Source organism: Kitasatospora sp. NBC_00070 (genome assembly GCF_045041205.1).
Taxonomy (GTDB): Bacteria; Actinomycetota; Actinomycetes; order Streptomycetales; family Streptomycetaceae; genus Kitasatospora.
On record NZ_CP108247.1, the window covers coordinates 500,257 to 523,275 of the forward strand.

General features: G+C 72.5%; 21 protein-coding genes. 10 read left to right on the plus strand and 11 right to left on the minus strand.

Annotation, left to right across the window (positions count from 1 at the left end):
- Positions 1-139 precede the first annotated feature (139 nt).
- Positions 140-868 carry a hypothetical protein gene (locus tag OHV05_RS02350; RefSeq protein ID WP_405016064.1) on the minus strand — a complete coding sequence of 243 codons (729 nt, stop codon included), beginning with the start codon at positions 866-868 and terminating at the stop codon, positions 140-142.
- A gap of 184 nt (positions 869-1,052) precedes the next feature.
- Here OHV05_RS02350 and OHV05_RS02355 point away from each other — a divergent pair, with 184 nt between their 5' ends.
- Both OHV05_RS02355 and OHV05_RS02360 read left to right on the plus strand, forming a co-directional pair.
- Positions 1,053-2,138: an S-(hydroxymethyl)mycothiol dehydrogenase gene (locus OHV05_RS02355; protein ID WP_405016065.1), complete on the plus strand. Its 1,086-nt coding sequence runs from the start codon at positions 1,053-1,055 to the stop codon at positions 2,136-2,138.
- Positions 2,138-2,779: an MBL fold metallo-hydrolase gene (locus tag OHV05_RS02360; RefSeq protein WP_405016066.1), complete on the plus strand. Its 642-nt coding sequence runs from the start codon at positions 2,138-2,140 to the stop codon at positions 2,777-2,779. The genes OHV05_RS02355 and OHV05_RS02360 overlap by 1 nt, the downstream gene beginning before the upstream one ends.
- Before the next feature lie 48 nt (positions 2,780-2,827).
- Here OHV05_RS02360 and OHV05_RS02365 read toward each other — a convergent pair whose 3' ends face one another.
- Both OHV05_RS02365 and OHV05_RS02370 read right to left on the minus strand, forming a co-directional pair.
- Positions 2,828-3,268 (minus strand): PPOX class F420-dependent oxidoreductase, encoded by a 441-nt coding sequence (locus OHV05_RS02365; RefSeq protein ID WP_405016067.1) that lies wholly within the window; start codon positions 3,266-3,268, stop codon positions 2,828-2,830.
- Between the two features lie 64 nt (positions 3,269-3,332).
- Positions 3,333-4,241, minus strand: a complete 909-nt coding sequence (locus OHV05_RS02370) for an MBL fold metallo-hydrolase (protein ID WP_405016068.1) — start codon at positions 4,239-4,241, stop codon at positions 3,333-3,335.
- 99 nt (positions 4,242-4,340) lie between these two features.
- Here OHV05_RS02370 and OHV05_RS02375 point away from each other — a divergent pair, with 99 nt between their 5' ends.
- The 3 genes from OHV05_RS02375 to OHV05_RS02385 all read left to right on the plus strand — a co-directional run bounded on the left by OHV05_RS02375 (position 4,341) and on the right by OHV05_RS02385 (position 6,238).
- Positions 4,341-5,258, plus strand: a complete 918-nt coding sequence (locus OHV05_RS02375; protein ID WP_405016069.1) for an AraC family transcriptional regulator — start codon at positions 4,341-4,343, stop codon at positions 5,256-5,258.
- Positions 5,259-5,433: 175 nt separating this feature from the next.
- On the plus strand, positions 5,434-5,811 hold the full coding sequence (locus OHV05_RS02380; protein WP_405016070.1) for a peptidase inhibitor family I36 protein: 378 nt from the start codon (positions 5,434-5,436) through the stop codon (positions 5,809-5,811).
- A 70-nt stretch (positions 5,812-5,881) separates the two neighbouring features.
- Positions 5,882-6,238, plus strand: a complete 357-nt coding sequence (locus OHV05_RS02385; RefSeq protein WP_405016071.1) for a DUF6204 family protein — start codon at positions 5,882-5,884, stop codon at positions 6,236-6,238.
- A 16-nt stretch (positions 6,239-6,254) separates the two neighbouring features.
- On the opposite strand, the gene OHV05_RS02390 is transcribed toward OHV05_RS02385, so the two are convergent.
- The 5 genes from OHV05_RS02390 to OHV05_RS02410 are packed head-to-tail and all read right to left on the minus strand — an operon-like array spanning position 6,255 to position 13,675.
- Positions 6,255-9,287 carry an alpha-mannosidase gene (locus tag OHV05_RS02390; RefSeq protein ID WP_405016072.1) on the minus strand — a complete coding sequence of 1,011 codons (3,033 nt, stop codon included), beginning with the start codon at positions 9,285-9,287 and terminating at the stop codon, positions 6,255-6,257.
- 39 nt (positions 9,288-9,326) lie between these two features.
- Entirely contained in the window at positions 9,327-10,595 is a 1,269-nt protein-coding gene (locus tag OHV05_RS02395; RefSeq protein WP_405016073.1) for a glycosyl hydrolase, read from the minus strand.
- A 41-nt stretch (positions 10,596-10,636) separates the two neighbouring features.
- Positions 10,637-11,497 (minus strand): carbohydrate ABC transporter permease, encoded by an 861-nt coding sequence (locus tag OHV05_RS02400; protein ID WP_405016074.1) that lies wholly within the window; start codon positions 11,495-11,497, stop codon positions 10,637-10,639.
- A 2-nt stretch (positions 11,498-11,499) separates the two neighbouring features.
- Positions 11,500-12,372 (minus strand): carbohydrate ABC transporter permease, encoded by an 873-nt coding sequence (locus OHV05_RS02405; protein WP_405016075.1) that lies wholly within the window; start codon positions 12,370-12,372, stop codon positions 11,500-11,502.
- 19 nt (positions 12,373-12,391) lie between these two features.
- Positions 12,392-13,675: an ABC transporter substrate-binding protein gene (locus tag OHV05_RS02410; protein WP_405016076.1), complete on the minus strand. Its 1,284-nt coding sequence runs from the start codon at positions 13,673-13,675 to the stop codon at positions 12,392-12,394.
- Between the two features lie 269 nt (positions 13,676-13,944).
- Between OHV05_RS02410 and OHV05_RS02415 the strand changes: the two genes are divergently transcribed.
- Both OHV05_RS02415 and OHV05_RS02420 read left to right on the plus strand, forming a co-directional pair.
- Entirely contained in the window at positions 13,945-16,398 is a 2,454-nt protein-coding gene (locus OHV05_RS02415; RefSeq protein ID WP_405016077.1) for an endo-beta-N-acetylglucosaminidase, read from the plus strand.
- A gap of 137 nt (positions 16,399-16,535) precedes the next feature.
- Positions 16,536-16,736, plus strand: a complete 201-nt coding sequence (locus OHV05_RS02420; protein WP_405016078.1) for a hypothetical protein — start codon at positions 16,536-16,538, stop codon at positions 16,734-16,736.
- Between the two features lie 15 nt (positions 16,737-16,751).
- Here OHV05_RS02420 and OHV05_RS02425 read toward each other — a convergent pair whose 3' ends face one another.
- The 3 genes from OHV05_RS02425 to OHV05_RS02435 form a co-directional block, all read right to left on the minus strand.
- Positions 16,752-17,618: a hypothetical protein gene (locus tag OHV05_RS02425; RefSeq protein WP_405016079.1), complete on the minus strand. Its 867-nt coding sequence runs from the start codon at positions 17,616-17,618 to the stop codon at positions 16,752-16,754.
- A gap of 126 nt (positions 17,619-17,744) precedes the next feature.
- The gene (locus OHV05_RS02430; RefSeq protein ID WP_405016080.1) at positions 17,745-18,659 is read right to left on the minus strand and encodes a helix-turn-helix domain-containing protein; all 915 of its coding nucleotides are present in this window, start codon (positions 18,657-18,659) and stop codon (positions 17,745-17,747) included.
- Positions 18,660-18,808: 149 nt separating this feature from the next.
- Positions 18,809-20,074 (minus strand): MFS transporter, encoded by a 1,266-nt coding sequence (locus tag OHV05_RS02435; RefSeq protein ID WP_405016081.1) that lies wholly within the window; start codon positions 20,072-20,074, stop codon positions 18,809-18,811.
- 182 nt (positions 20,075-20,256) lie between these two features.
- On the opposite strand from OHV05_RS02435, the gene OHV05_RS02440 reads away from it, so the two are divergent.
- Genes OHV05_RS02440 through OHV05_RS02450 form a run of 3 tightly spaced genes read left to right on the plus strand, consistent with a single transcriptional unit; the run spans position 20,257 to position 23,005 of the window.
- Entirely contained in the window at positions 20,257-21,588 is a 1,332-nt protein-coding gene (locus OHV05_RS02440; RefSeq protein ID WP_405016082.1) for a TerD family protein, read from the plus strand.
- A gap of 16 nt (positions 21,589-21,604) precedes the next feature.
- On the plus strand, positions 21,605-22,297 hold the full coding sequence (locus OHV05_RS02445; protein ID WP_405016083.1) for an AIM24 family protein: 693 nt from the start codon (positions 21,605-21,607) through the stop codon (positions 22,295-22,297).
- A 24-nt stretch (positions 22,298-22,321) separates the two neighbouring features.
- Positions 22,322-23,005 (plus strand): AIM24 family protein, encoded by a 684-nt coding sequence (locus OHV05_RS02450; RefSeq protein ID WP_405016084.1) that lies wholly within the window; start codon positions 22,322-22,324, stop codon positions 23,003-23,005.
- Positions 23,006-23,019 lie beyond the last annotated feature (14 nt).

Genomic DNA, 23,019 nt, shown 5'->3' on the forward strand with positions numbered 1-23,019 from the left:
GGAGTCCGGCGGCCGGGACGGCGCAGCGACGGTCACCTCCGGCCCAGGGGTCCGGGCAGGCACCGCAGCCATCGTGGGTCCGCCGGGACCGTCGGGACTTCTCGCAGCGTGCCCCGCCGGAATTCCGGCCGGCCGGGCGTCAGCGCTGCGGCACCCCGCGCCGGGCCACCGCCGGTACCCCGCCCCGGGCGTGCCGGCCCGTCGGGCGCGAACTGCGCCCGGCCAGCGCGGCCACTGCACCGCCCCCCAGCAGCACCCCGGCCGGGATCGCGAGCGCCAGGCACTGCCGGACGCCCCACCGGTCGGCGGTCTCGTCCACCGGCAGGCGGACCAGTTCCAGCAGGTGGAACGCGTCGTAGGTGGCGAGGCCGTAGGCCAGCGCCGCGTACCCGAGCGAGAACAGCAGCAGCCAGCTGCTGCGTTCGGCCGCCGCCAGCAGGAACAGCGCGGCCGCCGAGACCAGCAGCGGGGTGGCGCCGTTGAAGATCAGCAGCTGGGCCGAGCCGAGGGCGGCGTTCGGCGAGTGGAAGCCGTGCCAGTCGGTCACCGTCAGCGCGACCGCCGCCCCGCCGAGCAGCACCATCACCAGCAGCGCGGGCAGCGCCCGCCGCAGCCGGCCGGCCCGGCGGTACCGACGGAACGTCAGCCAGAGCGCGAGCAGCAGCGCGACGGCCCAGAACGCCGCCAGCCGGCCCGGATGGGCGAGCGCCGCGGTGCCGAGGATGCCGCCGGTCGCGTGCACCGGCACGCCACAGCCGGCGTCGGCCGCCCGCCCGCAGCGGGTGCCGGGCAGCCGGTACAGCGGCAGCGAGGCCGCGAGCAGCACGCCGAACAGCACGAGCACGAACCAGTACCGCCGTGCGGCCACTTGCCCTCCTCGGTGCCGGCTGCCAGGAATCTTCCAGGGGTGACGGCGCTCGCACAAGAGGGGGATCGGCACCGAAATCGGGGACACCAGCCAGCCGCGGGGCCGGACGGGTGGCGGTTGCGTAATCTTGCCGACGGGAGGGAGCCGTGGGTTCCCCGGCCGGCCGACGAAGGGGTTTCCAGCCATGTCCCAGCAGGTCCAGGGTGTCATCGCCCGAGCGAAGGGCGAACCCGTCCGGGTGGAGACCATCGTGGTGCCCGATCCGAGCCCGGGCGAGGCGGTGGTGAAGGTGCAGGCCTGCGGGGTCTGCCACACCGATCTGCACTACCGCGAGGGCGGGATCAACGACGAGTTCCCGTTCCTGCTCGGCCACGAGGCGGCCGGCCTGGTGGAGTCGGTCGGCGAGGGCGTCACCGAGGTCGCCCCGGGTGACTTCGTGATCCTCAACTGGCGTGCGGTCTGCGGCCAGTGCCGGGCCTGTCGGCGCGGCCGGCCCTGGTACTGCTTCGCCACCCACAACGCGACCCAGCGGATGACGCTGCTGGACGGCACCGAGCTCTCCCCCGCGCTGGGCATCGGCGCGTTCGCCGAGAAGACCCTGGTCGCGGCCGGGCAGTGCACCAAGGTCGACCCGGCCGCCTCCCCCGCCGCCGCCGGGCTGCTCGGCTGCGGCGTGATGGCCGGTCTGGGCGCCGCGCTGAACACCGGCGCGGTCGGCCGGGGCGACAGCGTCGCGGTGATCGGCTGCGGCGGGGTCGGCGGCGCCGCGATCGCGGGCTCCCGGCTGGCCGGGGCGGCCCGGATCATCGCGGTGGACATCGACGACCGCAAGCTGGAGCTGGCCCGGGGCCTCGGCGCCACCCACACCGTCAACTCCCGCCAGGCGGACGCCGTCGAGGCGATCCGCGAGCTGACCGGCGGCTTCGGTGCGGACGTGGTGATCGACGCCGTCGGCCGCCCGGAGACGTACCGGCAGGCGTTCTACGCCCGCGACCTGGCGGGCACCGTCGTCCTGGTCGGCGTGCCCACGCCGGAGATGAAGCTCGAACTGCCGCTGCTGGACGTCTTCGGCCGGGGCGGCTCGCTCAAGTCGAGCTGGTACGGGGACTGCCTGCCCAGCCGGGACTTCCCGCTGCTGATCGACCTCTACCGGCAGGGGCGGCTGGACCTGGACGCGTTCGTCACCGAGACCATCCCGCTGGACGGCGTCGAGCAGGCCTTCGCCCGGATGCACGGCGGCGACGTGCTCCGCTCGGTGGTGGTGTTCTGATGACCGCTCAGTCCTCGCCCCGGATCGAGCACCTGGTCACCGCCGGCACCTTCTCGCTGGACGGCGGCACCTGGGAGGTCGACAACAACGTCTGGCTGGTCGGCGACGACCACGAGGTGCTGGTGATCGACGCCGCCCACGACGCCGAGGCCATCGCGGCCGCGGTCGGCGACCGCCGGGTGGTCGCCATCGTCTGCACCCACGCCCACGACGACCACGTCAACGCCGCCCCCGAGCTGGCCGCGAAGACCGGCGCCCCGATCCTGCTGAACGAGGCCGACCGCCCGCTCTGGGACCGGACCCACCCCGATCGCGCCCCCGACGGACCGCTCCCCGACGGCCACCGGCTGACCGTGGCCGGCACCGAACTGACGGTCCTGCACACCCCCGGCCACGCCCCCGGCGCCGTCTGCCTGTACGCCCCCGGCCTGGGCACCGTCTTCACCGGCGACACCCTGTTCGCCGGCGGCCCGGGCGCCACCGGCCGGTCCTTCTCCGACTTCCCCACCATCGTCGACTCGATCACCGCCCGGCTGCTCACCCTCCCGCCGGACACCGTCGTCCGCACCGGCCACGGCGACTCCACCACCATCGGCGCCGAGGCCCCGCACCTCGCCGAGTGGCTGGCCCGCGGGCACTGACCCGGACCGGGCCGGTACGGGCGGCCGCCCGTACCGGCCCGCCCCCGGTCAACCCACCGGCCCGCCCGGGCGGAACCGCTCCACCCCGACGATGTGACGCACCTTCACCGGGCGGACGATCACCGCGATCCGCTGCTCACCCGGCAGCATCCACTCGTAGCGCTCGTTGCCCAGGTACTTGCGCGCCAGCCGGTCCATCAGCTCCCGCGCCTCCTCACCCTCGACGAAGCGGCTCACCACACCGCTGATCTGCACCCGGTCGTAGGGGTCGGCGGAGTCCGCGTGCGAGAGGTAGACCCGTGGGTCCCGGCGCAGGTTCTCCTCCTTCACCCGGCCCACCGAGGTGTTGAACATCAGCTCGTCCTCCCCTTCCAGGTCCACCCACATCGGGCTGACCTGCGGGGCGCCGTCGGCGAACACGGTGCCGACGTACCAGATGTGGGGAGCTCGGAGCCGGGCCCGGACGGTCTCGTCGAATGTCACAGTCATCCCCGGGAGGTACCCACCCCGCAGGGGCGCGATACGCGGTTCACGCCCCGGACCTGGCGCCCCGTCAGCGGTAGGCCGCCCAAGGGCCGAGCGCGAACCCCTCCCCGGCCTTCCTGACCTCCACCGCCCCCGCCCCGCCGAAGTGCGCCGGGACCACCAACTCGCGCTGGTCCGCCGCCCGTTCGAGTATCCGGCGGCGGCTGGCCGCCGCCTCGGCCGGGTCCAGGCAGAAGCAGCTGCTGCAGTCCGGCCGGAGGATCTGCACCGGGCTGTGCACCAGGTCCCCGACGAAGACCGCCCGGTCGCCGCCCGAGGCCAGCCGCAGCACCGCCGAGCCGGGGGTGTGCCCGGGGGCAGACTCCAGGGTGAGGTGTTCGTCGATCCGGTGGGTGCCCTCCCAGAGCACGGCCTGTCCGGCCTGGTGGACCGGGGCGATGCTGTCCTCGTAGAGCAGCCGGTCGTCGACCCGGCCACCCTTGGCGTAGCCGTTGCCGGGGCCGAACCAGGCGTCGTCGGCGGCCGGCAGCAGGTACCTGGCGTTCGGGAAGGTCGGGGCCCAACCGCCGTCCACCGCGGTGGTGTTCCAGCCCACGTGGTCGACGTGCAGGTGGGTGTTGACCACCACGTCGACCTCCTCCGGGGTGATCCCGGCCCGGGCCAGCAGGCCCGGGAAGTCGCCCTGCCACTGGTGGAACAGCGCCGACCCCGGCCGCTCGCGCCCGTTGCCCACCCCGGTGTCGACCACCACCGTCCGGCCGCCGCTGCGCAGCACCCAGGTCTGCAACGCGGCCGCGACCCGGCCGTCCTCCCCCTCCCAGTGGTCCGGCGTCAGCCAGTCCCGGTTCTCCCGCCACACCTCCGCCCCGGCCCCCGGCACGAAGTCACCGGCCGGCAGGAACGTCCCCCGCCACTCCACCAGCCGGATGACCTCGACGTCTCCCAGCATCATCCGCTGCACGCTCTCGTTCTCCATGATCACGACCTTAGCGAGCAGTGGATGAGCAGCTCAATACCTTCTGCGCTCAAAGAAATACGTGTCCGTCTCACCTACGAGGATCCGTATGCTGGCCCGATGGATGTAGTGAGCGACGCGATCTCCGCCGTCCGGCTCGGCCGCCCCTCCTCCAACCGGCTCCGGGTCGGCGGGAGTTGGTGCACCAGGCTGGCCCCGTACGACGGCGCGGGCTTCCACGTCGTACTGGAGGGCGGCTGCTGGCTGCTGCCGGACGGCGGCGGCGACCCGGTCACGCTCGGCCCCGGTGACGCGGTGCTGCTGCCGCACGGCACCGGCCACGTGATCGCCGACTCCCCCGCCGACCGGGCCACCGTGGCGCGCGCGGTGCCCTTCGAGCAGTACGCCGGGAGCGCGCCGCAGGGTGGCACGGAGCTGCTGTGCGGGAAGTACCGGCTGGACCGCAGCCGCGTGCACCCCCTGCTGGCCGAACTCCCGGACGTCGTCCTGCTGCCCAACCGGGTCGGCAGCAATCCCGAACTCCGGTTCGCCATCGACCTGTTGGGCCGCGAGCTGGAGCAGGCCAGACCGGGCGCCTGCCTGGCCGTGCCCAGCCTGCTCGACCTCCTGCTGGTCTACCTGGTCCGGGCCTGGCTGGCCGGGGCCAGCACCGGGGCCTGGCCCGCCGCGCTGGGCGACCCGGTCACCGCCGCCGCGCTGCGGGCCCTGCACTCCGACCCGGCCGCCCCCTGGACCAACGACCGGCTGGCCGCCGAGGCCGGGGTCTCCCGCCCCACCCTGGCCCGCCGCTTCACCACCCTGGTCGGCCGGCCCCCGATGGCCTACCTCACCTGGTGGCGCCTCACCTACGCCGCCACCCTGCTCCGCGACACCGCCGACCCGCTGGCCACCATCGCCCACCAGGTCGGCTACGCCGGTCCGTACGCCTTCTCGCACGCCTTCAACCGCGAGTTCGGCACCACCCCGGGCCGCTACCGCACCGAACTCCAGGACCGGCCGCCGCTGCCGGTGTCCTGAGGGGCGTGCGGCCTTCCAGGTGTGCGCGGGTGCGCTTCAGGCGCCCCCTGCTCCCGGGCCCGGTGTGCCCAGGGAACAAAGGACGGCAATGGCACCATAAGTCACGCAAAGGATCCATTTCGGCACCGGCTGTCGGCCCGGGCCGCTTTGCGCCTGCACCGAAAGGGAGTTCGCCATGCTTCGTCTCCGTTCGTTCGCGCTCGCCTCCGCCGCCGCGATCACCGCCCTCGGGATCGTTCCGATCACCGACGCCGCCGCCGCGCCCGCCTCGGTGCGGGCCTACTCCTGCTCGCCGGGCTACTTCTGCCTCTACAGCGACTGGAACGGCGGCGGGACCAGGTGCCAGTGGTCCGACGAGCGCAAGGCCAACACCGCCGACAACTGCTCGTTCATCCAGCGCGGGCAGAACGTCCTCTCGGTCCGGAACAACACCAACCACCGGGTGCAGTACTACACCCAGACCAACTACAACTCCCGGGTCGGTTCCACCCCCTCCGGCGGCGAGGGCAACCTCCAGGGCAACTACCAGATCCGGTCGTTCAAGAAGCAGTAGCCGACCGCCTGGCGTACGGCCGGCCGAAAACCGGTGGACCTGCGGTGCTCCCGCTGCCTACGGTCACGGGATGAGCGCACGCATCTTCCGCATCACCGTCTCCGGCTTCTTCGACGGTCTCGACTCCGACCAGCTCACCGAGCTGATCGCGCGGGCGGCGGAGCACGACGTCCTGCACGCGGCGTTCACCCCCGAGGGCCACCTCGCCTACGACCTCCCCGGCCGGACCGGATTCACCTTCCGCTTCCTGGAATCCGGTGCGGCCGAGGAGGACATCGTGGCCGCCACCACCCGCGCCGAGGCCGCCGCCGAACAGTGGCTCACCGAGCGCGGCTACCCCTTCAAAGGCCTCCGCTCGAAGTCCGCCGACCTCACCCAGCCCCCACTCGCCAAGCGCCAACGCCGCGCCGCCCACCAGCGCGGCTGACCACCCCGGGCCGCCGTCAGGCCCGGGCGAACCGCAGCGTGACCAGCTCGAACGGGCGCAGCCGGAGCCGTACCCCGCCGTCGGCCCGCTCCGCGCTGCGGTCCGGGAGTTGACGCTCCAGCAGGTCGCAGACCCGTACGGCGGTGAAGTCGAATCCGGCGGTGAGCAGCGCGTCGGCCCGGCCGCCTGTGCTCTCGTACAGGCGGACCACCACGTCGCCGCTCCCGTCGTCGGCGAGTTTCACCGCGCTGACCGTCACCGCCGCCCGGTCCAGCTCGACCAGCGGGCGGACCTCGGCGGAGCCGGCCACCCGGCGCTCGGGCAGGTTGATCAGGTAGCCCTCCCGGACCGCGTCGCCGATCTCCGCGCCCGGCACCAGGGCGTGCCGGAAGCTGTGCCGGCCCTGGTCGGTGTGCGGGTCGGGGAAGCGCGGGGCGCGCAGCAGCGAGAACCGCACCGTGGTGGTGGTGCCGTGGTCCTCGGCCCGGACGGTCCGGGTGACGTCGTGGCCGTAGGTGGAGGCGGTCACCAGGGCGACGCCCCAGCCGGGTTCGGCCAGGTGGACGAAGCGGTGGTTGCAGGACTCGAACCTGGCCGCCTCCCAGCTGGTGTTGGTGTGGGTGGGGCGGTACAGGTGGCCGAACTGGGTCTCGGCGGCGTACCGGTCGGTGTGCAGGTCGAGCGGGAAGGCGGCCTTGAGGAACTTCTCGGTCTCCTGCCAGTCCACCTCGGTGTCGAGCTCCAACCGCCGGGCCCCCGCCGTCAGGGCGATCGTCTGCACCGCCTTGGACGTCCCGAACGAGCGGGACACCCGGACGGCCACGGTCCCCGGTGAGTCGGCGGCCAACGCGATCTCGTCGACCCCGGTCAGGTCGGTGACGGTGTTCCGGTAGAACTGGTCCACGTCCCAGGCGTCCCACATGTTCGGGAAGTCGGGATGGAGCTGGAGCAGGTTGGCGGCGGCCCCGGGGGCGACCGTCTCCATCCCGGTGGCGAGGTCGAGCACCGACACCACCAGGCCGCGCCCGTCCACCTCCACCCGGAGCAGGCCGTTCTCCAGTCGGAACCCGCCGTCCGGCCGGGCCGTCACGGTGCAGCCGCCCGCCGGCTCCCCGGCCACCCGGCCGCCACCGGCCGGCACCCCGCCGCGCGCGTGCGGCGCCGCGTTGAAGACCACCTCTCCCCCGCCCGCCGGGTCACCGGCCAGTGCGCGCTGGGCCCGCTCGGTGATCCCGGTCAGCTCGGCGGCCACCGCCGCGTACGTCCGCTCGGCCTCCCGGTGCACCCAGGCAATCGAGGAGCCGGGCAGGATGTCGTGGAACTGGTGCAGCAGGACGGTCTTCCAGATCCGGTCCAACTCCTGGTACAGGTACGGGAGTCCGACCCGGACGGCCGCCGTGGCGGCCCACAGCTCGGCCTCCCGGAGCAGGTTCTCCGCCGCCCGGTTGCCCTGCTTGGTCCTGGCCTGGCTGGTCAGCGTGGCCCGGTGCAGCTCCAGGTAGAGCTCGCCGACCCAGACCGGCGGGTTCGGGTACTCGGCCTGCGCCTTGGCGAAGAACTCGGCGGGCCGCTCCCAGCTGACCCGGGCCGAACCCTCCAGGTCGCGCAGCCGGGCCGCCTTGGCGATCATCTCGCGGGTGGTGCCGCCACCGCCGTCGCCCCAACCGGTCGGCGCGATCGAGTGCCTGGCCACCCCCTTGTCCTTGAAGTTCCGGGCGGCGTGCGCGATCTCGCGCCCGTCCATCGAGCAGTTGTAGGTGTCCACCGGCGGGAAGTGGGTGAAGATCCTGGTCCCGTCGATGCCCTCCCACCAGAAGGTGTGGTGCGGGAACTTGTTGACCTGGCTCCAGGAGATCTTCTGGGTGAGCAGCCACTTGGACCCGGCCGCCTTGATGATCTGCGGCAGCCCGCCCGCGAAGCCGAAGGTGTCCGGCAGCCAGGCCTCCTCGTTCTCGATCCCGAACTCGTCCAGGAAGAACCGCTTGCCGTGGACGAACTGACGGGCCATCGCCTCCGAGCCCGGCATGTTGGTGTCCGACTCCACCCACATCCCGCCGGCCGGCACGAACCGGCCGTCCGCGACCGCCTTCTTCACCCGGGCGTACACCTCGGGGCGGTGCTCCTTGATCCAGGCGTACTGCTGCGCCTGCGACATCGTGTAGACGAAGTCCGGCTCGTCCTCCAGCAGGGCGGTCATGTTGGCGGTGGTCCTGGCCACCTTGCGGACCGTCTCGCGCAGCGGCCACAGCCAGGCCGAGTCGATGTGCGCGTGGCCGACCGCGCTGATCCGGTGCGCCGAGGGCTCGGCGGGGGTGGCGAGCACCCCGGCCAGCTGCTCCCGGGCGGCGGCCGCCGTCCCGTTCACGTCCTGGAGGTCGATCGCGTCCAGCGCCCGCTCCACCGCCCGCAGCAGGTCCCAGCGGCGGGCGCCGTCCACCGGCAGCTCGGCCATCAGCTCGCCGAGCACCTCCAGGTCGATCACCAGCTGCCACACCGTCTCGTCCAGCACCGCCAGGTCGACCCGTTCCAGCCGGTACTGCGGCTCGCTCCCGGCGGTCTCCTTCTCGCCCAACCGCGTGGGCAGGAAGGGGTGGTAGTCCAGGATCACCGGGTTGGACGCGGCCTCGACGTGCAGCAGCACCTGCTCCCCGCCGACCGCCGGGGCGGCGATCCGCACCCACTGGTTGCGCGGGTTGAGCCCCTTCACCGGTGTGCCGTCGGGCCGGTAGACCAGGCCCTCGCACTGGAAGCCGGGCATGTTGGCGTCGAAGCCCAGGTCGATCAGCGCCTCGACCGTCCGCCCCGCCCACGCCTCCGGCACCGTCCCGCTGACGGTCAGCCAGCTGGTACCCCAGGGGGCGCCCCAGCGCTGCCCGGCCGCGATCGGGGTGCGCGGGGCGGCGATGCCCTCGGCCACCGGCACCGGCTCGTCCGGCGCGGTCCAGATCCCCACCTCCAGCGGCACCGACTCGGGGTAGACCGCCGGGCGGATCCGCTCCGCGAGCACCCGCTTGAGCCGGGACTCGACCAGACTCCGGTCATCATGCATGACAGACACTCCATGAAGTACTCGGCGAAAAGGGGGACTTCAGCTCTGCTCGACGTCCTCGACCGCGACCAGCGCGGTGATGCCACGCGCCGCGAGGTGCGCGGGGTCGGTGGCCCGGCCGGCCAGCACCACGCTGGGCCTGGCACCCTGGGCGCTCAGCCGCATGAACGCCTCGAAGAACGCGCCGCCGGGGGCGCAGGTCGAGCGCTTGGCCGCCGCCTCCGGCAGGTCCAGCACCAGGGCGGTGCCGCGCGGCGGCGGCCGGTGCCAGTGCGCGCGGACCTCCTCGATCGCCCGGGCGATCGCCCGGCCGGCCGGTTTGACCCGCCGGTCGTTGGTCAACAGCCCGAGGCTGTACTCCAGTTCGGGGAAGTCGGCGAGCGAGCGGGCCACGTCGTGCGAGCACCACCAGGTGACGCCCCACAGGTCGGGGCAGTCCAGCGCGGCGGCCACCGTGGTCCGGACGAAGTCGGCGGCCTGCCCGGGCGGGATGTGCGGCTCCGGGGCGCCGACCTCCTGGAGCCAGACCGGCCGGGCCGGGTCCTCGGCCCAGGCCTTGGAGAGCTCGATCAGGTACGCGGCGTGCTGCCCGACCGCGACCGAAGCGGCGCCGTGCCGCTGGGCGGTGCCGTTGAAGACCCACGAGTGCACCGCCGTCGCCGCGCCGATCCCGGCGGCCTGCGCGGGGGTGAAGGGGTGGTCGTCCTGGTACCAGCAGGCGTCGTACTCGGCGTGCAGGTGCAGCCGCCCCGGGGCGCCCTGCTCGCAGGCGGCCAGCATCCGGCGCAGCCAGGCGTCCGCCTGCTCGGGGGTGATCCGGTCCGGGTCGGGGTGCGGATCGCCGGAGAACTGGTTGATCTCGTTGCCGACCGTCATCCCGAGGAAGTTGGCCCGCTCCGCCAACGCCGAGGCCAGCGTGCGCAGATAGCGCTCCTGGCCGTCCAGCACCTCGGGGTCGGTGAAGATGTTCCGCCGGTGCCAGGTGGCCGTCCAGGCGGGCAGGAAGTCGAAGCTGGACAGGTGGCCCTGCAGCCCGTCCACCGCGACGTCGAGACCGCGCTCGGCCGCCGCGTCGACCAGCTGCACCAGGTGCTCGACCGCCCGGGGCCGGATCAGCGTGCGGTTCGGCTGGAACAGCGGCCAGAGCGGGAAGACCCGGAGGTGGTCGAGGCCGAGCCCGGCGATCGAGTCCAGGTCGGCCCGGATCTGGTCCAGGTCGAAGTCGAGCCAGTGGTGGAACCACCCCTGGCTCGGCGTGTAGTTGACGCCGAACCGTGGTGCCGGGTCGAACTGTTGACGGATGGTCATACCGGGGACAACTCTCCTTGGGGTGCGGACCGGGGCACTGCTCAGCCTTTGACCGCGCCCTCCTCGACACCCCGGAAGAAGAACCGTTGCAGGGTGGCGAAGACCACCACGATCGGCAGGAAGGCGATCATGGTGCCGGCCGCGATCAGCCGGGGGTTGGCGCTGAACGTGCCGTTCAGGTACTGCAGGCCGACGGTCAGGGTGTACTTGCCGGGGTCGTTCAGCACGATCAGCGGCCAGAGGAAGTCGTCCCAGGCGCCGATGAAGGTGAAGATGACCACCACGCTGAGCATCCCCCGGACGTTCGGCAGGCCGACGTGCACCAGGCGCTGCCAGACGTTGGCGCCGTCCATCCGGGCCGCCGCGTCCAGGTCGGGCGGGACGGCCTGGAAGGCGGTGCGCATCAGCAGCACGTTCAGCATCGAGACCGCCCCGGGCAGCGCCACCCCGGCCAGCGTGTCGGTCAGGCCGAGGCTGCGCACCGTGACGTACTGGGAGACGATGGTGACCTCGCCGGGCAGCACCAGGGTGGCCAGGAACAGGCCGAGCACCAGCCGGGCGCCCCGGAACCGCAGCCGGGCCAGCGCGAACCCGGCCAGCGTGGCGCCCACCGCGTTGCCGACCACCGCGATCCCGGCCACCACCAGCGAGTTGGCGGCGTACGTCCAGACCGGGATGGTGTCGGCCACCTTGCCGTAGTTGGCGAAGGTCAGGTCCTGCGGCCAGAAGCCGGGCGTCCGGGACCAGACGTCCTCGCCCGGGCCCTTGAGCGAGGTGGACAGCTGCCACAGGAACGGGCCGACGGTCAGCAGCAGAACCAGTGCCAGCAGCAGGTAGCGCACCGTCCGCTCGACGGGTGACGGGGTGTGGAAGCCCCGGCCCCGGGTCCTTGCCGGTCCCATCCTCAGACCGCCTTTCGGTTCAGCCGGGCCAGCAGCAGCATCGGGCCGACGGTGATCAGGAAGAGCAGCAGGCTGAGCGCCGAGGCGTAGCCGATGTGCCCGGTGAAGCCCCGGCTGTACATCTGGATCAGCATCACCACCGACATGTCCCGGCCGCCCGGGCCGCCGGTGCCGTTCGAGAGCACGTACAGCTCGGAGAACACCCGCAGCGCGGAGACCGAGATCAGCACCGAGACCAGCATCATGGTGGGCCGCACCCCGGGCAGCGTGACGTGCCAGAACCGGCGGGCCGCCGAGGCCCCGTCGACCGCGGCGGCCTCGTGCAGCTCGCGGCCGACGTTCCCGAGCGCCGACAGGTAGATCACCATGTAGTACCCGAGGCCCTTCCAGACCGTCAGCCCGATCGCGCTGAACAGCAGCAGCCAGCGGTCGGTGAGGAAGGACACCGGCTGCTCGGCCAGGCCGAGTTGGCCGAGCAGCCCGTTCACCAGACCCCGGTCGTCCAGCACCCAGCCCCAGATCAGCGCGACCACCACGGCCGAGGCGATCACCGGGGTGTAGAAGGCGGTCCGGAAGAAGGTGATGCCGGGCAGCCGCTTCTCCACCAGCAGGGCCAGCAGCAGCGGGAGCAGGGTGAGCAGCGGCAGGCAGATCAGCAGGTAGACGATGCTGTTCAGCAGCGCGTCGGCCAACTGCTCGTCGCTGAAGGCGCGTTCGTAGTTCGCCAGGCCGGTGAACCGGCCGCCGCCGAGCGGCTTGGCGTTGGTGAACGACAGCACCACGGTGTTCAGCGCGGGCCACAGGTTGAAGACGGCCAGCCAGACCACGGCCGGTGCGGCCAGCAGCCACGGGGTGAACCAGCGCCGGTGGGTCATCGCACGCCTTTCCGGGGTCTCAGTCCTTGAGCAGTTGGTTGCAGCGCTCGACCGCCGTGTCCAGCGCCTGCTTCGAGCCGGCCTGACCGCTGATCGCGAGCGCGATCTGCTGGTTGACGACGGTGCTCATCGCGTCGTTGACCTGGACGGGTTGCAGCATCCGGGCCTTGGCCAGCGAGTCGAAGGCGATCACCTTGGCGTCACCGGCGTTGGTGCCGTCGCCCTTGCTAAAGAAGGCGTCCCCGGCCGAGGCCTTGGTGGAGGGGAAGATGCTGGTCAGATGGGCGAACGCGGCCTGGTTCTCGGCGTTGGTCACCCAGCGGGCCAGCGCGACGGCGGTGGCCGGGTTCTTGCTGCTCCTGGCGACCGAGAGGCCCTGGACGTAGAGCGGCGGCGTGCCCATCGCGGCGGACGGGACCACCTTCGGCGCCAGGGTCGGGTTGTCGGTGGCCAGGCTGGTGATGTAGTTGGCGCCGCCCGTGGTCCAGGCGACCGTACCGGCGTTGAACAGCTTGGCGTTCCCGGCGTAGGTCTCGGTCAGCACGTCCTTGGGGAGCAGGCCCTCCTTGAAGGCGGCCACGTACTTGTCCAGCAGGGCGGCGGCCTCGGGGGTGTTGAAGGTGAAGCTCCGGCCGTCCTCGGCCATGATCTGCACGCCCGCGTTGGCCAGGTCGCCGAGACCGGGCTTGCGGCTCATCAGGTAGGCCGTCCCGCCCGACTTCTCCTTGACCGTCCTGGCCTGCGCGATCAGCTCGTCCAGGCCGGTCGGCACCTTCTTCGGGTCCAGGCCGTAGCGGGTGAGCAGCTCCGAGTTCCAGTAGTTCACGTCGGTGTTGAGGTACCAGGGGTAGCCGTACGCCCCGCCGCGCCCGGCGAAGCGGTAGGCGTCGATGCCGCCCTTGACGTAGTCCTCGGTCAGCTTCGGGTCCGCCCCGGCCACGTCCAGCAGCATGTTCTGCTTGGCCAGCGGCAGTGCGAAGTCCGGTGGGAGGTTGACCACGTCGGGCAGCGAGCCGCCGGCCGCCTGGCTGAGCACCTTGTCGGAGTAGCCGTCGCCGGGCTGGTCCAGCCACTCGACCTCGGTGCCGGGGTACTTCTGCTCGAAGGCGGCGATCACGCCGTCCAGGTAGGCGGTGAACTTCGGCTTCAGGGCCCAGGTCTGGATCGTGACCTTGCCCTTCACCTCGCCGGTGACGGCCGCACCGTCGGCGGCGGTGCCGGAGTTGTCACCGAGGCCGCAGCCGGCGAGGGTCGACAGGGCGAGCGCGGTGACGGTCAACCGCAGCCGGAGGCTTCTTCGCATCAGAGGGGCTCCTGGTGTGTCCAGACGAGGGTGGTCCTGACTAAACCGCTCTAGTGATCGGGGACTATGCCGCTGATCCGATCCGCCGTCAAGGGTGTCTGCACCGGCTTGCCGCCCCAACTACACCCATGGACAAGGGACTACGGCGGCATGACGACGACTCAGGTGCGCCCGGCACCCTTGACGCCACCAGCTAAAGCAATTTAGCCTCCGGGGCGGCATGCCAACCCGAGCGCAATCCACCCTCCTCGCTTGGACCGGAGCATCGGATGAGACCACATCTCCCCCTCCTGCTGACCACGGCGCTCACCGCCGCCGTGCTCGGCCTCGCCCCCGCCTCGGGCGCCGCAGCCTCCGACACCGCCGCCCCGCCCGGGGTCGCGGCCGCAGCCGGGGTCACGGCGGCCGGCACCCAGCCGTTCGCCTCCTACTGGTACCCGAACAGCATCCTGAACTGGGACCCGGCCACCGACCCGGACGCCAGGTTCAACCGCTCCCGGGTCCCGCTCCGCCCCCGGGTCTCCGACCCCACCCTCAAGGCCAACGCCAACGCCCGGGCCGGCGAGGGGAAGATCGCCTCCCTGGTCTCCTTCGGCCCGACCTCGAACAACCCGTCCCAGGGCTCGGCCGACCCGAACTACTACGCCTTCGGCTACTGGCAGTACGTCGACAAGCTGGTGTTCTGGGGCGGTTCGGCCGGCGAGGGCCTGATCCTCGCCCCCAACCCGACCGTGATCGACGCCGCGCACCGCAACGGCGTGAAGGTCTACGGCACGGTGTTCTTCCCGCCCACCGCGTACGGCGGCCAGCTCCAGTGGGTCCGCGACTTCGCCCAGAAGTCCGGCAGCAGCTATCCCGTCGCCGACAAACTCGCCCAGGCCGCTCAGTACTACGGCTTCGACGGCTGGTTCATCAACCAGGAGACCGACGGCGGCGACCAGGCCCTGGCCACCGAGCTGCGCAACGAACTGCGCTACGCCCGCTCGCTCGGGCCGGTGGAGTTCATGTGGTACGACGCCATGACCGAGTCCGGGTCGGTGAGTTGGCAGAACGCGCTGACCTCGGCCAACGACGCCTTCCTGCAGGAGTCGGCCAAGCGCACCTCGGACTCGATGTTCGTCAACTTCGGCTGGACCGGCTCCGGCCTGAACTCCTCCCGCACGCTGGCCCGTTCGCTCGGCCGCAGCGAATACGAGCTGTACTCGGGCATCGACACCGAGGCCAACGGCTACAACACCTCGGTCTCCTGGGGCACCCTCTTCCCGGCCGGCCAGCCGCACACCACCTCGCTCGGCCTCTACCGGCCGGAGTGGACCTGGAAGTCCGCCACCGACCGGGCCGACTTCTACGCCAAGGACTCCCGCTACTGGGTCGGCGCCAACGCCGACCCGGGCAACACCTCCACCAGCTCGGCCTGGAAGGGCCTGTCCACGTACGTCGCCGAATCCTCCCCGATCACCACCAAGCCCTTCGTCACCTCCTTCGACACCGGCCAGGGCGACTTCTACAACTCCGCTGGGGTGCGCGTCGGTTCGACCGGCTGGAACAACCTCTCGCTCCAGGACGTGCCGCCGACCTACCGCTGGTCGGTCAGCTCGACCGGCAGCCGGCTGACCCCGTCCATCGACTTCACCGACGCCTACGAGGGCGGCTCCTCGCTCCGGCTCACCGGCACCCTGGACGCCACCAACACCGTCCGGCTGTACCAGACCCAGCTGCCGGTGGCCGCCGACACCAAGCTCGCGCTGACTCTGAAGACCCCGACCGCCCGCGCCACCAACCTCCGGGCGGCGGTCGCCTTCACCGACGCCCCGACCAGCTTCAGCACCCTCGACCTGGGCTCGACCACCGGGTCCGGCTGGGAGACCAGGACGCTGGACCTGTCCGCCTACGCGGGCCGGACGATCGCCCAGATCGGCCTGCAGACCGTCGGCAGCACGCCTTCCTTCGATCTGAAGGTCGGCCAACTCCGGGTCTACGACGGCGCGGTGGACACCGCCGCCGCACCGACGGCGCTGACCGTCCTGGGCAGCGCGGACGTCTCGCCGACCCGCAAGTCCCTGCGGCTGAGCTGGGCGGCCTCCGCGACCGGCGCGGTGCACCACTACGAGGTGTACCGCCGCAACGCCGACGGCACCCGCACCTTCCTCGGCGCCACCCCGAACGACGCGTACTTCGTCCCGCAGCTGGACCGGGCCGGCACCGAGAGCGCCACCACGCTGGACGTCGAGGCGGTCTCCACCGAGCTCGGCCGCTCCACCGCCGCGAGCACGACGGTCGGCTGGTCCACCGTCACCGAGTCCAACCTCGCCCTGAACCGGCCCGCCACCGCCTCCGCCCAGTGCAACGCCAACGAGGGCGCCGCCAAGGCCGTCAACGGCAGCGTCTCGGGCGGCAACAGCGACAAGTGGTGCGCGCTGACCAGCGGCCCGGCCCTGGAGGTCGACCTCGGCTCGGTCCGCCCGCTCACCCGCTTCACCGTCAAGCACGCGGCGGCGGGCGGCGAGAGCGCCTCCTGGAACACCCGCGACTTCACCGTCCAGGTCCGCAACTCCACCACCGACGCCTGGACCACCGCCGCCACGGTCACCGGGAACACCGCCGCCACCACCAACCACCCGGTCGCCCTGAGCGCCCGTTACGTACGCCTGGTGGTCACCAGGCCCACCCAGACCACCGATCCGGCCACCCGCATCTACGAGTTCGAGGCGTGGGGCTCCTGACCTCCCACGCCCCGCGCCCCGGTGCCCGCCCCCGAGCGGGCACCGGGGCGCACCCACTCGCCCTCACTGTCGGATCCGTGCGGCATCCTGGTCCCATGAAGAGGCCCCGCGTGCACTGCCCGAGTTGTGGTCGCCCCGTGGCACTCGCGCCGCTGGCCGGCCGCGCCGGATACGGCGTCGTGCACGACCACAAGGTGCACAGCCGCGAACTGGTGCTCTGCCCCGGCAGCATGACCCACCTGCCGCTGAGCGAGGCGCAGGTGTTCCAGGACCAGCTCGACCTGGAGGTGGCGCTGATCGGGCACCACGAGACCGACCAGCCACCGCTGTTCACGTAGCGGTCGGGCAGGGGCTCAGACCGCCGGCCGGGCCAGCAGGGCGGCGGCGCGGGTGACCGTCTCGGCCTGGTGGGTGCCGGCCCGGTCGAGGGCGCCGGCGTGGCGGCGGATGGCCGTGGTCTGGAGCTCGGTCTCGATGGTGAGCAGCACGGTCGGTACCCGGGTGCTCAGTTTGCAGGCGACGTCGGCACGGGCCGTGGCCAGTTCCAGTGCGGAGGGCTGCCGGTCGGACCACCGGGGGTCGTTGTTGGCCCGCCAGATGTCGGCGTAGGCGTAGCCGGACTGTTTCATGCAGGCGCTCCAGGCGGCGTTCACCGCCGCGTGACGCGGGTCGTGCTGGGCCTGGGTGAAGGAGTCGGTGGAGATCCGGTTGAGTTCCGGGCTGCCGAGGCCGACGGCGCCGATGCCGAGTTCCCGGCGTGCTTCGCCGAGGCAGCCGCCGTCGGGGATCGGCCGGCCGGCCAGTTCGGAGACGCCGCCTCTGCCGCCGTAGACCATCATCATTTCGGGCGAGGTGCCGGGCGGCGCGGCGGGCGGAGCCGGGTCCGCCGGTGGGTGGTAACCGAGTTGGGCCACTTCGGCGGGGTCGAGCACGCCGTAGCGGCGGGCGTTGGTCGAGCCGGCGGGCACGGCCGGGAGGTCGGGGACGGGCCAGTCGAAGCCGAACCGGCTCATGCAGGTCCGGGCGATCCGTTGCTCGGCCAGGGTGACCGTACGCCGCTGTTCCGGCGTCATCAGGTAGCGGTCGAACGGGAGGCGGATGTCGGCCCCGGACCGCACCTCGGGCACGGCGGGTGCCCCGGGCGGGGCGGGGGCCGAGCCCGCCGGGGTACAGGAGGCGGCGAACAGCAGCAGGATCGGCAAGGCGGCGCGGACACGCATACGGGAGTCCTTCGTCGGGAGCAGGCTCTCGGGAGCCGCCCGGGCTCCCGGGGAAAGCCTCTCCCCGGGGCCGTCCGGGTCGCTTGTAAAAATGCGAACCGCCGCCGAGGGGACCCGGGTCGACGGTCACTCGGTGAGCACCCTGTCGACGTTCGGCAGGATCGCGGTGGTGACCTCCCCGGTCAGGCGGTCGGCCGGCTCGGCGCCGGTCTGGGTCTTCCGGTGGGCGAAGAACTGGGACGGCGAGCAGCCCAGGGTGGCCCGGAACTCCCGGACCAGGTGGGCCTGGTCGAAGTAGCCGCAGCGCAGCGCGATCCGGGTGCCGTCCCGGTCCGGACCGTCCCGGTACTCGCGCAGCACCCGCTGCAGCCGGAGGATCCGGGCGCAGCCCTTGGGCGGCAGACCGACCTGTTCGCGGAACATGGTCTCCAGCCGGCGACGGCTCCACCCGGCGGTGTCGGCGAGCTCCTGGACGGCCACCTGGCCGGTGGTGCGCCGCAGTTCCTGCCAGGCCCAGTCGACGGCGGGCGCCCAGGGGCGGCTGTCGGACAGTCGGCCGAGCAGGAAGGCGTCCAGCACCCGGGCCCGGGCGTCCCAGCTCGGGGCCTCGAAGAGCTGGTCCAGCAGGCCGTCCGTGGTCCGGGTGCCGAGCGCGTCGGGCAGCGCGATCCACTGGTTGGTCAGATCGCCGAGCGCCGGGCCGAAGACCCCGAAGGCGGTCCGGGGTGTCATCGAGACCGTGATGCCGTGCAGGCGGCCGCCGTGCTCGCCGATCGTGCCGGTCCGGCGCATCCCGGCGACCAGCGAGGTGTACGAGGAGACCCGCTCCGGGGTGACGGCGTCGGTGAGCCGGATCGGCCCGTCGAAGCCGAGCACCATGGTCACCACACCGGCCGGCACCTCCAGCCTTCTGCGCGGGTGGCGCAGGTCCATCCGATAGCCCCGGTACTCCAGGACCTGCCCACGTAACGCGGCGGTCGGCTGACGGACCGCCAGCTCCCAGACCCCACCGTCGGCCGATCGTCCCCACGAGGTACTCATGCCCAAGCCCCCCCAGCCCGTGGCGTGCGCGGGCCGGTGGTTCGGCCCACGTCCCTGGCATGGCCATGATGGCATGGTGAGGCGGCCGGAAATCCGGCGGCCCGACGGACGGTCGGTGGGAGGTCCTGGGACGAACGGCCCGCCCCTGGTCAGGCCGCCGGTGCCGGCACCGACTCGGGGAGCGGCTCCGCCGCGCGGCGCGGGAGCAGCAGCGGGGTCGCCAGCAGCAGCAGGCCGGCCAGGCCGATGGCCGTCCGGAGGCCGAGCACCGCACCCAGCACGCCCCACAGCGCCGTCAGCAGCGCGGTCGCGAGCTTGGTCGTCACCGCCCAGGCCGACAGCGTGCGGGTGACCCGGTCGGTCGCGGTGCGCTGGAGGCGGTAGGTGGCCTGGACGGGGTTGAAGACCGCACAGCAGAAGATCAGCCCGAGCTCGACGGCCATCACCAGCAGCAGGCCGCCGGTGCCCCGCCCCGGGAAGGCCAGGCCGAGCGGCCAGAGCGCCCGCAGCGTCCCGAACACCACCAGGATCCGGTGCTGCCCGAACCGGCCGGCCAGCGGTCGGGCCAGCCGTGCACCGAGCAGCCCGCCGATCGCGGGCGCGGCGAAGACGAGCCCGTACTGCCAGGGCGCGAAGCCGAGCCGGCCGAGCAGCAGGACGGCCAGCAGCGGTTCGGCGGCCATCACCAGGCCGTTGAACAGCGCGGTGTTGAGGAACAGCGGCCGCAGGGTCGGGTCGGCGAGGATGTGGCGCCAGCCGTCGAGCAGGTCCCGGGCCCGCAGCCGGGCGGCGGGCGGGCGCTCGGGGCGCGGCTCGGGCCCGCCCGTCGCGCGGACGCCGAGGGCCGACAGCAGGTAGCTCGCCGCGTCGGCCGCCACCGTCGCCACCGGGCCGAGCAGCCCGATCAGCGCGCCGCCCAGCGGCGGTCCGACGATCGTGGTGGTCCAGGCCGTCGACTCGAACCGGGCGTTGGCGGTGAGCAGGTCCCCGGCCGGCAGCAGGGTCTTCAGGTACGCGCCGGAGGCGGCCCGGAAGGTGATGTCGGCCGCCGCGACGACGACCGAGACCAGCAGGAGCTGAAGGAAGGTCAGCACACCGAGCGCGAACGCGGCGGGGATCGTCAGCAGCGCCGCACACCGCACCAGGTCCGTCGCGACCAGCACCGGCCGCTTGCTGCGGAACTCCACCCAGGGGCCGAGCGGCACCGCCACCACCGCACCCACCGCGGCCCCCACCGAGGAGAGCGCGGCGACCTCGGCCGGTCCGGCGTGCAGCACCAGCACGGCGATCAGTGGGAACGCGCCGAAGGCGAGCCAGGTACCGAGCGCACTGGTCCCGTACGCGCCCCAGAACCACCCGAACCGCCATCCCAGCCGACCGCCGAGCAGGTGCCCCAACCGGTGACCCTGCCCCATGCCGGACGCTCCCTCACCACTCACCCGCACCGTCGATCCGCGGTCGGGGACCATCAAAGCCAGCTCCGCGCCCCGGGGCAAACCGCCACCGCATCGGCGGTCACCCGGGGCTGCTCCGGGTGGTCCGGCTGGGATAGGGTCCGGAGATCAGCAAGCCGTCCGGAAGGGGGCCGGTCCGCGCCGTGTCCAGAGAACTCGCCAAGGCGTCCCGGGTACGGGTCAGTGAGCTCACCTCGAGTACCGACCTCTACCTCGGTGTGCACATCGCCGGGCCCGGACTCACCTTCGACATCAGCTGCTTCGGGCTCGACGCCGAGGAACGGCTGAGCGACGACCGCTACTTCGTCTTCTTCAACCAGCCGAACAGCCCCGAGCAGTCGATCCGGCTGCTCGGTGCGCGGGAGGGCGACTCCGAGTCCTTCGCGGTGGCGCTGCCCCAGGTGCCGGAGAGCGTCCACAAGTTGGCGCTGACCGCCACCATCGACGGCGCCGGGCAGATGTCCCAGGTGGCCTCGGGCTACGTCCGGATCGTGGCCGACGGCACGGAGGTCGGCCGGTACAGCTTCACCGGCCGGGAGTTCTCCACCGAGCGGGCCGTGATGCTCGCCGACGTCTACCGGCGGGGCGGCGAGTGGCGGTTCGCCGCCGTCGGGCAGGGCTTCGACGGGGGGCTGCAGGCGCTGCTGGAGAACTTCGGCGGCGAGGTCCTCGACGAGTCCGAGCCGCCCCCGGCCGCCGCCGCACCCACCCCCGTTCCCGTTCCCGCGCAGGCCCCGGCGCCGGACGCCACCCTGGTCGCGGTGCAGGTCCCGGCCCCGGCCCCGCAGGACCGGGCCGCCGAGCCCGTCCCGGTCGGCGTCAAGGTCTCGCTGACCAAGTACACCGAGCTGCCGGAGAGCTCGGGTTGGGTGCAGCAGAACGACAACCTGGTGCGGGTCACCCTGACCAAGGGTCAGGACGTGCTCGCGCTCCAGGGCAGCATGGTCGCCTACCAGGGCAAGGCCGACTTCGCGTACGAGGCGTCCGGCGCCCTGAAGAAGCTGGTCGGCAACCTGACCGGCCAGCCGCTCAAGCTGATGCGGGTCTCCGGCGAGGGGCAGGTCTTCCTCGCCGACGAGGCCTGCGACCTGCACCTGGTCCGGCTGGAGGGCGACTCGCTCTGCGTCGGCTCGGACCGGCTGCTGGCCTTCGACGCGGGCCTGGAGTACGAGGTGCGCCGGATCGAGGGCGAGGGCCTGCCGAACGGCGGCTTCTTCACCCTCCAGCTCAGCGGGCACGGGATGGTGGTGGTGAAGACCAACGGCGTCCCGGTGGTGCTGCCGGTCACCCCCGCGCCGGAGACCTTCGTCGACATCCAGGCCCTGGTGGCCTGGTCCCGGGGCGCGCAGGTGATCACCACCGCACCGGTGCGGATCCGCCGCTCCGCGTACGTCGGGCACGCGGCCGAATCGCACAGTCTCCAGTTCCGCGGCGCGCCGGGGAACTTCGTCGTCGTCCAGCCGTTCGAGGTCTGAGGACCGAGGGGGAGTCATGCAGGCACAGTTCCTCGCGGGCAACGGGCTCGGCGGCCACCGGCCGGCCGACACCGCGACCCGGATGACCAACCACGGCAAGGCGATCTGCCGGGTCGCGGTGACCGCCACCACCGACGTCTACGCCAAGGCGGGCGCGATGGTGGCGTACGACGGCTTCCTCCAGTACGAGGCGGTGTCGCAGACCTTCCGCCGGGCGCTCGGTGAGTGGGCGTCGGGTGAGCGCAGCCCGCTGCTGCGCTGGTCCGGCGACGGTGCGCTCTACCTCGCCGACCTGGGCGCGGACGTGCTCAACCTGCACCTGGACAACGAGAGCCTGTCGGTGAACGGCTCCCACCTGCTCGCCCTGGACGCCACCCTGCAGTGCACGGTGGAGAAGGTGAAGGGCGTGGCCGCACTGGCCGGCACCGGCCTGTACAACGTCAAGGTCACCGGCACCGGCTGGGTCTCCGTCACCTCCCGCGGCGTACCGGTGGTGCTCGACTGCGCCGAGGCCGACACCTACGTCGACCCGGACGCGCTGGTCGCCTGGACCACCGGCCTCGACGTGCGGGCCCGCCGGTCCATGAAGCTCGGCGCCCTGGTCGGCCGGGGCAGCGGCGAGGCCGTGCAGCTGGGTTTCCAGGGCGCGGGCTTCGTCGTCGTACAGCCCAGCGAGGACACCGCCGACCGTCTCAAGATCCGCGGCTGAGAACCGAGTTCGAGGAGCCCTTCCGTGCAGAGCCCCCTCCTGGCGCACACCGCCGGCACCGGCACCGACCGTTTCGGTCTGCAGAACCCGCAGCTGCTGCGGGTGGTGCTGGACGGCACCTCCGAAGTGCTGGCCCGCAGCGGCGCGATGGTCGCGCACGTCGGCAAGATCGCCTACGCCGCCTGGACGCCGCCGTCCGGCAACCGGCGGAACCGGCGGCGCGAGGCCGACGTGCTCGACCTGATGCGCTGCTCGGGCACCGGCACCGCCTATCTCGCCAACCTGGCCCAGCACCTGCACGTGCTGGCGTTGAACGGCGAGAAGATGGTGATCACCAACACCTACGTGCTCGCCCTCGACGCCACGCTGGACTGGCACGCGGTGGCCATCGAGAACGGCGACCGGATCGCCGGGGTCGGCTCGCGCGCCCTGGAGTTCTCCGGCACCGGCAGCCTGGTGCTGATGACCTCCGGCCGCCCGCTGGTGCTGCCGGTCGAGCCCGGCCGGTACGTCTACGGCGACGCGGACGCGGTGGTCGGCTGGTCCTCCGGGCTCGAGGTCCAGCTCCAGGCGCAGAGCAGCAACACCGAGGCCTGGCGCCGCCGGGGCACCGCGACCGAGGGCTGGGAGCTGTCCTTCACCGGCCACGGGTACGTGATCGTCCAGCCCAACGAGCTGCTGCCGCCGCAGCGGGTGCCGCGCGGCTGAGCCGGCCCTCCGTC